10 protein-coding genes are annotated in these 11238 nt (G+C 69.0%); 9 read left to right on the forward strand and 1 reads right to left on the reverse strand.

What is annotated here, in order from left to right; translation table 11 throughout:
* Nucleotides 1–43 precede the first annotated feature (43 nt).
* The 9 genes from H610_RS0119555 to H610_RS0119595 all read left to right on the forward strand — a co-directional run bounded on the left by H610_RS0119555 (nt 44) and on the right by H610_RS0119595 (nt 10244).
* A complete protein-coding gene (locus H610_RS0119555) occupies nt 44–814 on the forward strand; it encodes an IclR family transcriptional regulator (protein ID WP_201768381.1) in 771 nt (256 codons plus the stop codon).
* Nucleotides 815–1137: 323 nt separating this feature from the next.
* On the forward strand, nt 1138–1779 hold the full coding sequence (locus H610_RS0119560) for a paraquat-inducible protein A (RefSeq protein ID WP_201768382.1): 642 nt from the start codon (nt 1138–1140) through the stop codon (nt 1777–1779).
* Nucleotides 1776–2393, forward strand: a complete 618-nt coding sequence (locus H610_RS0119565) for a paraquat-inducible protein A (protein ID WP_028241235.1) — start codon at nt 1776–1778, stop codon at nt 2391–2393. The genes H610_RS0119560 and H610_RS0119565 overlap by 4 nt, the downstream gene beginning before the upstream one ends.
* On the forward strand, nt 2383–4059 hold the full coding sequence (locus H610_RS0119570; RefSeq protein WP_028241236.1) for a PqiB family protein: 1677 nt from the start codon (nt 2383–2385) through the stop codon (nt 4057–4059). The genes H610_RS0119565 and H610_RS0119570 overlap by 11 nt, the downstream gene beginning before the upstream one ends.
* Entirely contained in the window at nt 4056–4658 is a 603-nt protein-coding gene (locus tag H610_RS0119575) for a PqiC family protein (protein ID WP_028241237.1), read from the forward strand. Before H610_RS0119570 ends, H610_RS0119575 begins: the two co-directional genes overlap by 4 nt.
* A 371-nt stretch (nt 4659–5029) precedes the next feature.
* Nucleotides 5030–6658, forward strand: coding sequence for an ABC transporter substrate-binding protein (locus H610_RS0119580; protein ID WP_028241238.1), 1629 nt, complete (start codon nt 5030–5032; stop codon nt 6656–6658).
* A 3-nt stretch (nt 6659–6661) separates the two neighbouring features.
* Nucleotides 6662–7690, forward strand: a complete 1029-nt coding sequence (locus H610_RS0119585) for an ABC transporter permease (RefSeq protein WP_028241239.1) — start codon at nt 6662–6664, stop codon at nt 7688–7690.
* Nucleotide 7691: 1 nt separating this feature from the next.
* On the forward strand, nt 7692–8579 hold the full coding sequence (locus H610_RS0119590; protein ID WP_028241240.1) for an ABC transporter permease: 888 nt from the start codon (nt 7692–7694) through the stop codon (nt 8577–8579).
* Nucleotides 8580–8588: 9 nt separating this feature from the next.
* On the forward strand, nt 8589–10244 hold the full coding sequence (locus H610_RS0119595) for a dipeptide ABC transporter ATP-binding protein (RefSeq protein ID WP_028241241.1): 1656 nt from the start codon (nt 8589–8591) through the stop codon (nt 10242–10244).
* Nucleotides 10245–10260: 16 nt separating this feature from the next.
* Here H610_RS0119595 and H610_RS0119600 read toward each other — a convergent pair whose 3' ends face one another.
* On the reverse strand, nt 10261–11229 hold the full coding sequence (locus H610_RS0119600) for an XdhC family protein (protein WP_028241242.1): 969 nt from the start codon (nt 11227–11229) through the stop codon (nt 10261–10263).
* Nucleotides 11230–11238 lie beyond the last annotated feature (9 nt).

The following is an 11238-nucleotide window of genomic DNA, read 5'->3' on the forward strand; positions in this document are numbered from 1 at the left end:
CTTGTTCTGGGACTTACGTTCTACTAGACAGAACTATATTCTATTGAACAGAATCGTCAAGCTTGACGGGCGCCGCGCCGAGAGCCGTGGTTACAATCGCCGTCTCGCAATGGATGGCAGAACACTGGAGCGAACGATGACCAAGAACCGTGTCGAGGCCGTGGATCGCGCACTCTCGCTACTGGATGCCTTCAACGGCGGCAAGCCGAGCCTGAGCCTGCGCGAGCTCGCCGAACTGACGGGCATGTACAAGAGCACCATCCTGCGACTGAGCGGCTCGCTGGAGCACTTCGGCTACCTGAGCCGCGACGAGCACGGCGAATTCAGGCTGGGGCCGGCGCTGGTCCGGCTGGCCTCGTTATCGCAGCGGGACAACGCTTCGCTGATCCGGCCCGTCCTGCAGCGCCTGGCCGACGAAACCGAGGAAACCGCATCGTTCTACGTTCGCGAAGGGGGCGAACGGGTCTGCCTGTTCCGCTGCAATTCCCGCCAGGAAATCCGCCACCATCTGGATGAAGGGGCCCGCATGGCGCTCAACCGAGGCGCCAGCGGGCGCGTCCTGCTGGCCTTTGCCGACGAGCCGGGCGAACCGTTCGCAACCATCCGGCGCGAGGGCTACTACCTTTCCAAGGGCGAGCGCGCTTCGGACGTCGCTGCCGTGGCCGTTCCCGTCCGCGCCGTCAACGGCAGCCTGGTGGGGGCGTTGTCGGTTTCGGGGCTGCGCAGCCGCTTCACCGATTCGTTCGTGGAGCGGGCACTCGCTGCGCTGCGGCAGGAGGCGAAGAACATCGACGGAAAGCTCTTGCCTCAGTGAAGGGCGAATCGGTCTCCCGTGCCCATCCCCTCCTACTTGTCCAGACCGAACAGAATTTTCCGCCGCTTTGCTGCACGATCGCCGCAGCTCCGCTAGCATCTGCCGTTTTCCACCGGCCTGACCGGAGCCGGGACGGCGCGCCGTTTGCCGTGTGACGATACCCTGCCCGCCGGCCGGCGTGCCCGAACTGCTGGCGCGATTGCCTGCCAGACAGAAGAGATGACCTTGGCGACTCGCTGCTTCATGTACCCGACCCCTGCCTGCCAGCGCCTCCTGCCCACCGGCCTGCCGGTGGGCCGCGCCCTGCCTTGCGAGTGGCTGCCTTGAGCACCGACCTCGCCACGCGCCCGGACGCCCCGGACGACGCGCCGCTGATCATCTGCGAGCACTGCGACTCGGTGTACCGGCGCCCGAGCCTGGCGCGCCGGCAGAGCGCCCACTGCCAGCGCTGCGGCGCGCTGCTGGAGCGCGGCCGTCACCTGAGCACCGACCAGTTGCTGGCGCTGAGCATCGCCGCCGCGGTCCTGTTCCTGTTCGCCAACGCTTTCCCGGTGCTGAGCATCAGCCTGCAGGGGCTGAGCAACGAGGCGACGCTGTGGCAGACCGTGGAAGCGCTGGCGCAGGGAAGGATCACCCTGATCGCGCTGGTCACCGGGCTGAGCATCATCTTCGCGCCGGGGCTGCAGATCATCCTGCTGATATGGGTGCTGGTACATGCCCGCTCCGGGCGGATCGCGCCGGGTTTCCGCACCTGCATGCGCGCGCTGGAGCACCTGCGACCGTGGAGCATGCTCGAGGTCTGCCTGCTCGGCATCCTGGTGGCCATCATCAAGCTCGCCGGCATGCTCGACGTGCACCCGGGCCTCGGCCTCTGGGCCATGGCCATGCTCACCGTGCTGATCATCCTGATCGGCGGGCGCGACATCCGCGACCTGTGGAACGAGCTGGGAGTGCCGTCGCGATGAGCCAGCCGCCCTATGCCGCCGACCTGGGCCTGCAGCTGTGTCACGACTGCGGCCAGGTGTGCCGCCTGAGCGACCGCGACTGCCCGCGCTGCGACGCCGTGCTGCACCGGCGCAAGCCGAACAGCATCGCCCGCACCTGGGCGCTGCTGGTCGCCGCGCTGATCTTCTACCTGCCGGCCAACCTGCTGCCGGTGATGTTCACCGACCTGTTCGGCCACGGCAGCGAGAACACCATCCTCAGCGGCGTGATCGAGTTCTGGAAGGGCGGCTCCTGGGATATCGCCCTGCTGATCTTCATCGCCAGCGTCATCGTGCCCTGCATGAAGTTCTTCGTGCTGGCCCTGCTGCTGGTCACCGCGCAGCGCCGCAGCCGCTGGGCCATGCGGGAGCGCGCGCGGCTGTACCGCTTCATCGAGACCATCGGCTACTGGTCGATGCTCGACGTGCTGGTGGTGGCGCTGGTCGCCGCGCTGGTGCAGTTCCGCACGCTGAGCACCATCGAGCCGCGCCTGGGCATCCTGTTCTTCGGCCTGGTGGTGGTGCTGACGATGCTGGCCTCGATGAGCTTCGATCCAAGACTGATCTGGGACGCAGAGAGACAAGATGCCCGATAACTCCCACACCCTTCCCTCCCCCGGCGCCCCGGAAATCCGCCAGCGCCGCGCCCGCGTCTCGCTGGTCTGGCTGGTGCCCATCGCCGCCGCGCTGGTGGGGCTGTCCATGGTGGTGCAGAACTGGCTGTCGGCCGGCCCGCAGATCACCGTGAGCTTCCAGACCGCCGAAGGGCTGGAGGCCAACAAGACGCAGGTCAAGTACAAGAATGTGGTCATCGGCCTGGTCACCGGCATCCGGCTGAGCGAGGACCAGACCCGGGTCATCGCAACCATCGAGCTGGAGCAGAAGGCCGAACCCTTCGCCCGCAAGGACACGCAGTTCTGGGTGGTGCGCCCGCGCATCGGCGCCAGCGGCGTGTCCGGCGTCGACACGCTGTTGTCGGGCGCCTTCATCGGCGCCGACCCGGGGCGCTCGGACGAAGCCCGGCGCGAGTTCGTCGGCCTGGAAGCGCCGCCGCCGGTCACCTTCGGCGTCGAGGGCAAGCACTTCACCCTGCACACCGAGGACCTCGGCTCGCTGGGCATCGGCTCGCCCATCTACTACCGGCGCATCCAGGTCGGTCAGGTGGTGTCCTACGCGCTGGCCGAGGACGGCAAGGGCGTGGACGTGAAGATCTTCGTCAACGCCCCCTACGACAGCTTCGTCACCAGCGACACGCGCTTCTGGAACGCCAGCGGCATCGACGTCTCCCTCGGCGCCAGCGGCCTGCGCGTGGACACCCAGTCGCTGTCCTCGATCCTCGCCGGCGGCATCGCCTTCCAGGCGCCCAACTACAGCCCGGAAGCGGTGCCCGCCGAGGAGTACCGCGAGTTCGAGCTGCATCGCAACGCGCAGCAGGCGATGGCCCCCTACGACGGCACGCCGCGCTTCGTGCGCATGCGCTTCGACCAGACGCTGCGCGGCCTGCAGGTGGACGCCCCGGTGGAATTCCTCGGCGTGCCGATCGGCCGGGTGGTCTCGGTCAACCTGGACTTCGACGAGCAGAGCAAGAATTTCCCGGTGGTGGTCGGCGCGGTGATCTTCCCCAAGCGCCTGGGCCAGGCGCACCAGAAGCTCATGGCCGCCTACGGCGGCGAAGACAACGAAGCCAACACCGCGCGTCTGCTGGAAATGCTCGTCGAGCGCGGCCTGCGCGCCCAGGCGCGCACCGGCAATCTGCTCACCGGCCAGCTGTACATCTCGCTGGACTTCGACCGCACGGCCCCCGCGGTGGCCTACGACCCGAATGCCCGGCCGATGACCATCCCGACCATCGGCGGCAGCTTCGACAAACTGCAGGAGCAGCTGCAGGCCATCGTCGACAAGCTCGGCAACCTGCCCATCGACAGCATGGCCGAGAACCTCAACGGCAGCCTCGGCGAGCTGCGCCAGACGCTCAGGCAGGTCAACGCCGACGTGCTGCCGCAGCTGCAGCGCACCCTCGAGCGCTCCGAGCAGACGCTGCAGAACGTCAACCAGAGCCTCGCCGAGGGCTCGCCGCAGCGCCAGCAACTGGGCGACACGCTCAACGAGGTGCAGCGCGCGGTGCGCTCGGTGCGGGTGCTCTCGGATTACCTGAACCGCAACCCGGAATCGCTGCTGCGCGGCCGTGGCGGCGACGACACGCCGGCCTCCTTCAAGCGCGAAGCCACCTCCCGCGAACTCAACCAGGAGTCCCGCCCATGACCCTGCGCCCCTTCCTGCTCGCCGGCGTGCTTGCGCTCGGCGCCTGCGGCAGCGTGCCGACCAGCTACTACACGCTCATCCCCAGCGAGCCACAGGCCGGGACGAGCGCGGGCCAGCCGAGCGGCTTCCAGCTGCAGGTGATGCCGGTGCGCATCCCGGTGCAGGTCGACCAGCCGAGCCTGGTGGTGCGGCAGAGCGACGGCCAGCTGGCCATCCTCGAAAGCGCCCTGTGGGCTGCGCCGCTGGCCGACGAATTCCACGACGCGCTGGCCGCCGAACTGGAGCAGCGCTTCGGCGTGCGCGACCTGGCCGGCCTGCCGGGCGACCCGGACCGGCCGCTGCTCAACGTGCGCACCGACGTGCGCCGCTTCGAGTCGCTGCCCGGCCGCCATGCGGTGCTGGACGTGGTGTGGAGCCTGGAGCTGGCGTCGAGCCGCGGCGAACGACGCACGCTGACCTGCGCCACGGTGGTCCAGGAACGGGCCTCGACCGAGCTCCCCAGCCTGGTGCTGGCGCACCAGCGGGCGATTTCCACGCTGGCCGAGCAGATCTCCACGACCGCCCGCCGCTGGGCAACGGGCGCGGCCGGCTGCCCCTGACGGGCCCGACCTTCTCCTTCCCTCCCGGCCCGCACCAAAAGCGGGCCGATCTGCCCGGTAGTCCCCGCACCGGGCCGGACGGCCCCAGGCCAGGCCGCCCGCGTCTTCGCGGGACCTGTCCGGGCGAGCCGGGCCGCGCCGCTCGCCACCGCAACGGGCAGACGCCACCGAACCCGGCCTGGCGCGCTCCAGAAACTGGCAGATTAGCGGGGCATGCCCCGTAATCGCACAAAATGGGCATCCCTGTCTGCCTGCAATTGCTTGTATTTGCTGGGAAATGTGTCTGGAACGGGCGATTGCCCAAGCACGGCGCCTGGCTGGCCTGCATTGTGCAAAGCAGGGGCACGTCCACCAAAAACGAGAACCCCACCATGGATCGTCGCACGTTCGTCAAAGGGGCCTCGCTGGCCACCTTGGGTGCCGGCCTGTTGCCCTTGCTGAAGAGTCTTCCCGTCCAAGCCGCCTCGAACCGCCCGCTGGTCGTGGCGCTCGGCGCCTCCATCAACAGCCTCGACATCCACCGCAGCGGCACCAACCGCACCAGCTACCAGATCGCGGTGAACTGCTACGACCGCCTGGTCTCCTTCGGCACCAAGACGCTCGCGGACGGCTCGGTCAGCTACGACTACAACACCCTGGTGCCGGAACTGGCGACCGAGTGGGAAACCGCCGAGGACGGCCTGTCCATCACCTTCCACCTGCGCCAGGACGCCACCTTCTGGGACGGCAAGCCGGTCACCGCGCACGACGTCAAGTGGTCGTTCGACCGCGCGGTCAGCGTCGGCGGCTTCCCCACCATGCAGATGAAGGCCGGCTCGCTGGAAAAGCCCGAGCAGTTCGAGGCGCTGGACGACCACACCTTCCGCATCCACCTGCTGCACCCGTCCAAGCTGACCCGTCCGGACCTGGCGACGCCGGTGCCGATCGTCATCAACTCGGTCGCGGCCAAGGCCGAGGCCACAGAGGCCGACCCCTGGGCCACCGAATTCCTGCACCGCACCGCGCTCGGCTCCGGCGCCTTCAAGGTGCAGCGCTGGGACGTCGGCCAGCAGCTGGTCTACGAGCGCAACGACGACTGGAAGTGCGGCCCGCTGCCTGCATTGCAGCGCGTGGTGATCCGCGAGCTGCCGTCGACCTCGACCCGCCGCGCGCTGATCGAGCGGGGCGACGTGAACATCTCCTTCGACATCCCCAACAAGGACGCCAGGGAGCTGGAAGCCGGCGGCAAGCTGAAGGTGGTCAGCACGCCGATCGAGAACTGCCTGTTCGTACTGGCGACCAACCTCGACTTCGAGCCGTTCAAGGACAAGCGCGTCCGCCAGGCCATCGCCTACGCGGTGCCCTACGCCGACATCTTCCGCAACGCCGCCTACGAGCGTGGCCTGCCCATGTGGGGCGCGCAGAGCGCCAAGCCGACCGAAGCCGTCTGGCCGCAGCCCTTCCCCTACGCCACCGACCTGGACAAGGCCAAGGCGCTGCTCGCCGAGACCGACTACAAGGACGGCTTCGAAGTGCCGCTGTCGTTCGATCTGGGCCAGGCCGACTGGGCCGAGCCCACCGCCCTGCTGATCCAGCAGAACCTGCAGCGCATCGGCATTCGCACCACGCTGAACAAAGTCCCCGGCGCCAACTGGCGCACCGTCGCGCTGGTGGAGAAGAAGCTGCCGCTGCACCTGGAGAATTTCGGTGGCTGGCTGAACACGCCGGACTACTACTTCTACTGGGCCTACCTGAAGGGCAACCTGTTCAACTCCTCGAACTACGAGAACGCCGAGATCCGCCAGTTGGTCGAGGAAACCCTGTACATGGAGCAGGACGACCCGCAGTACCGGCCGAAGATCCTGCGCATGATCGAGATCGCCATGGACGACGTGCCGCGCATCCCGCTCTGGCAGCCGTCGGTGAACGTCGCCATGCGGCCGGAGGTGCAGGGCTACCAGTACTGGTTCCACCGCCAGCTGGACATCCGTCCGCTGACACTCGAGGGACGCCAGGGCTGATCGATGCGCGTCTCGAACAAACTAAAACTGGTGCTGCTGCGGCTGCTGCAGGCCGTGCCCGCGCTGTTCGGCATCGTGCTGGTCTCCTTCCTGCTGACCCGCGCGCTGCCGGGCGACCCGGCCGTGTACTTCGCCGGGCCGATGGCCGACGAGCAGTCGATCGCCGAGATCCGCCAGCAGATGGGACTCGACCGGCCGCTGCCGCTGCAGTTCTTCAGCTACATCGGCGACCTGCTGCAGGGCGAGCTGGGGCAGTCGATCTCCACCGGCCAGCCGGTGCTGACCGAGCTGGCCTCGCGCCTGCCCGCCTCGCTGGAGCTGACCCTGTTCGCCCTGCTGCTGTCGCTGCTGGTGGCCCTGCCGCTCGGCATCCTGGCGGCGACCCGGCCGAACAGCTGGGTCGACCACCTGTGCCGCGTGGTGGTCACCGCCGGCGTCTCGCTGCCGACCTTCTTCACCGGCCTGTTGCTGCTGTACATCTTCTACTTCCTGCTCGGCTGGGCGCCCTCGCCCATGGGCCGGCTGGACTTCGCCTACCTGCCGCCGGAAACCGTCACCGGCTCGTTCGTCATCGACGCCCTGCTCGCTGGCGACCCGGAAACCGCCCGCGCCGCCTTCGCCCAGTTGCTACTGCCGGCGATCACCCTCGGCCTGTTCACCCTGGCGCCGATCGCCCGGATGACTCGCGCCGCGCTGATCCAGGTGCTGGAGGGCGAGTTCATCCGCACCGCCCGCGCCGCCGGCCTGGCACGGCGCAAGGTGCTGTACCGCTACGGGCTGCGCAACGCCATCCTGCCGGTCATCACCACCCTTGGCATGGTGTTCTCCTTCGCCCTGGGCGCCAACGTGCTGGTGGAGAAGGTGTTCGCCTGGCCGGGCATCGGCTCCTTCGCGGTGGAGGCGCTGGTGGTCTCCGACTACGCCGCGGTACAGGGCTTCGTGCTGTGCATGGCGGTGCTCTTCGTGCTGCTCAACCTGCTGATCGACGTGATCTACACCCTCGTCGATCCGCGGGTCCGGATGGAGAGCTGAGATGACCCAGACTGCTTCGACACCCGCCTCGGCGGCCGGCGCCCAGGCCAGCGGCTGGCGCCAGGCGCGCTACCTGCTGGCGGAAAACCCGGTCTCGGCGATGGCCTTCGTGCTGTTCGCGCTGATCCTGCTGCTCGCGCTCTTCGGGCCCTGGCTGGTGCCCTACGACCCGCTCGCCACCTACGCCGGCGAACCCCTGCAAGCGCCCTCGGCGGCGCACTGGTTCGGCACCGACAACCTGGGCCGCGACGTCTTCTCGCGCGTCGTTGTGGCGACCCGCCTCGACCTGTCGATCGCGCTGGTGGCGGTCGCCCTGTCGTTCGTCTTCGGCTCCGCGCTGGGGGCGATGGCCGGCTACTACGGCGGCTGGATCGACCGGCTCTCAGGCCGGCTGCTGGACACCATCATGGCCTTCCCGCTGTTCGTGCTGGCCATGGGCATCGTCGCCGCGGCCGGCAACACGGTGGAGAACATCGTCTACGCCACGGCGATCATCAACCTGCCGTTCTACGCCCGCATGGCCCGCGCCGAGGTCAACGTGCGGCGCAACGCCGGCTTCGTCCAGGCGGCGCGGCTGTCCGGCAACAGCGACTGGCGCATTCTCGCGCTGCACATCTTTCCCAACACCCTGCCGCCGATGATGGTGCAGATCTCGCTGAACATGGGCTGGGCCATCCTCAACGCCGCCGGGCTCTCGTTCATCGGCCTGGGCGTGCGCCCGCCGACGCCCGAGTGGGGAATCATGGTCGCCGAGGGCGCCAACTTCATCATTTCCGGTGAGTGGTGGCTGGTGGTCTTCCCCGGCGCCGCGCTGGTCCTCGCGGTATTCACCTTCAACCTGCTGGGGGACGGCCTGCGCGACCTGGTCGACCCGCAGCGCCGTACCTGAGGGCCGGCCATGCAACCCGCTTTGCTCGACATCGACGACCTGACCATCGAATTCGCCACCCGCCGCGGCACCGTCACGGCGGTCGAGCAGGTCAGGCTGAGACTGAACAAGGGCGAGACGCTGGGCATCGTCGGCGAGTCCGGCTCCGGCAAGTCGGTGACCTCCTACGCGATCATGCGCATCCTCGACCGCGCCGGCTCGATCCACCGCGGTTCGATCCGCTTCTCCGGCATCGACCTGGTCGGCGCCAACGAGCGCGCCATGCGCGACCTGCGCGGCCGCGAGATCTCGATGATCTTCCAGAACCCGCGCGCCGCGCTGAACCCGATCCGCACGGTCGGCAAACAGATCGAGGACGTGCTGCGCGAGCACGCCATGGCCACCCGCGCCAACGCCAGGGAGAAGGCCATCGCCATGCTCCGCGCGGTGCGCATCGCCAACCCGGAAGGGCGCTACCACGCCTATCCGTTCGAGCTGTCCGGCGGCATGTGCCAGCGGGTGGTGATCGCCATCGCCCTGGCCTGCCGCCCGCAGATGCTGATCGCCGACGAGCCGACCACCGGCCTCGACGTCACCACCCAGAAGGCGGTGCTGGACCTGATCAAGGACCTGACCCGCGAACAGCGCATGGCGACCCTGCTGATCACCCACGACCTGGGCCTGGCCGCGCAGTACTGCGACCGCATCGTGGTGATGCAGAAGGGCCGCATCGTCGAGGCGGCGGACACCGCCACGCTCTTCTCCAGCCCGCAACACGACTACACCCGCCGCCTGCTCAAGGCCACCCCGGGGCCGGAGTCGAAGGTCGCCGACCTGCTGCCCGAGGGCGACGCGCGGCGCGCCCTGGCTTCGCCGCCGAACCCCGAGGCGCCGGTGCTGCTGTCGGTGGAGGGACTGAGCAAGACCTTCGGCGCGCCCGGTTCGCCGACCAGCCACCGCGCGGTCGACAACCTCTCCTTCAAGCTGCACCAGGGCGAAAGCCTGGGCCTGGTCGGCGAAAGCGGCTGCGGCAAGTCGACCACCTCGGCGATGCTCATGCGCCTGCTCGACCAGAGCGCCGGGGCGTTGTGGTTCGACGGCCAGGACATCGGCGCCATCCCCAGCAAGCAGTTCGCCCGGCACCCGCTGCGGGCGCAGCTGCAGATGGTGTTCCAGGACCCGACCGACAGCCTCAACCCGCGCTGGAAGGTCCGCGACGCCATCGCCGACCCGATCCGCCGCCTGGGCGGGACAGGTGACAAGGCGCAGCTGCGCCGGCGCGTCGAGGAGCTGGCCGAGAACGTCGGCCTGCCGGTCGAGCTGCTGGATCGCTACCCGCACCAGCTTTCCGGCGGGCAGAAGGCGCGCGTCGGCATCGCCCGGGCGATCGCGCTGAATCCGAAGATGCTGATTCTCGACGAGCCCACCGCGGCGCTGGACGTCTCGGTGCAGGCGGTGGTGCTCAACCTGCTGGTCGACCTCAAGGAGCGGCTGGGCATGAGCTACCTGTTCATCAGCCACGACCTCAACGTGGTGCGGCTGATGTGCGACCGGGTGATGATCATGCAGGCCGGCCGCCTGGTCGAAGAGGGCTCCACCGAGCGCCTTCTGAACGCGCCGGAGCACGAATATACCCGCACCCTGCTGGCGGCGATCCCCAACCCGCCGGTGCCCGCCTCGGCCTGATCCGCGGCCGGCGAAATCAGAGCCGGTCGCGCGGCACCGCGTTGGATACGCGAAGGATGTCGGCCATCACCGACAGGGCGATTTCCGCCGGCGTCCGGCTGCCCAGCGCCAGGCCGATCGGCGCGTGCACGCGGGCGAGTTCGGCCGGGCCGAGGCCACCGATGCGCTGCAGGCGCTCCAGGCGCTTCTCGCTGGTGCGCCGTGAGCCCATCGCGCCGATGTAGAACGCCGGGCTGCGGACCGCCTCCATCACCGTCAGGTCGTCCAGCCGCGGGTCGTGGGTCAGCGCGACCACCGCGGTGCGTTCGTGGCAGCCGCCGCCGGCGATGTACAGCGCCGGCAATACCTCGCGCAGCTCCACGCCTGGCACGCCGAGGGATTCGTGCAGCTCGATGCGCGGATCGCAGACGATCACCTCGTAGCCGAGCGCCAGGGCGAACTGGGCGCAGAAACTGGCGACCGGCGAGATGCCGGCGATCACCAGGCGCTGCGCGGCCCCGATGCGGATGCGAACCTCATGGTCGTCGCGCTGGATGCGCGGAATCGGCGTGCCGACCGTGTCGACCGCCGCCGCGCCCGCGCCCAGCGGCACGATGCGCACCAGTTGGCGTTGCCCGAGCAGCGCCTGCTCCATCAGCGCCAGTTGCTCGCCGGCTTCGCAGCCGGGCGTCAGCCGTTCCACCAGCACGTCGAGCACGCCGCCGCAGGGCAGCTCCAGGGTCGGCGCCAGCCCGCCCTCGCCGTAGCGTACGATCTGCCGCGCCAAGTCGAACTGACCCTCGCCGAGCCGCTGGATGAAGTCTTCCTCGACGCAGCCGCCGGACAGCGAGCCGCGCAGCCGGCCGTCGCGCAGGGCGACCAGCATCGCGCCGGGCGAGCGCGGTGCCGAGCCGTAGGTGGCCAGCACCGTGCACAACCAGACGTCGCGGCCCTCGGCGAGCCAGTCGAGCGCCTGCCGGACGACCTGCAGGTCCAGCGGCTTCATGCGTATCGC

Source organism: Stutzerimonas azotifigens DSM 17556, from assembly GCF_000425625.1.
Classification (GTDB): Bacteria; Pseudomonadota; Gammaproteobacteria; order Pseudomonadales; family Pseudomonadaceae; genus Stutzerimonas; species Stutzerimonas azotifigens.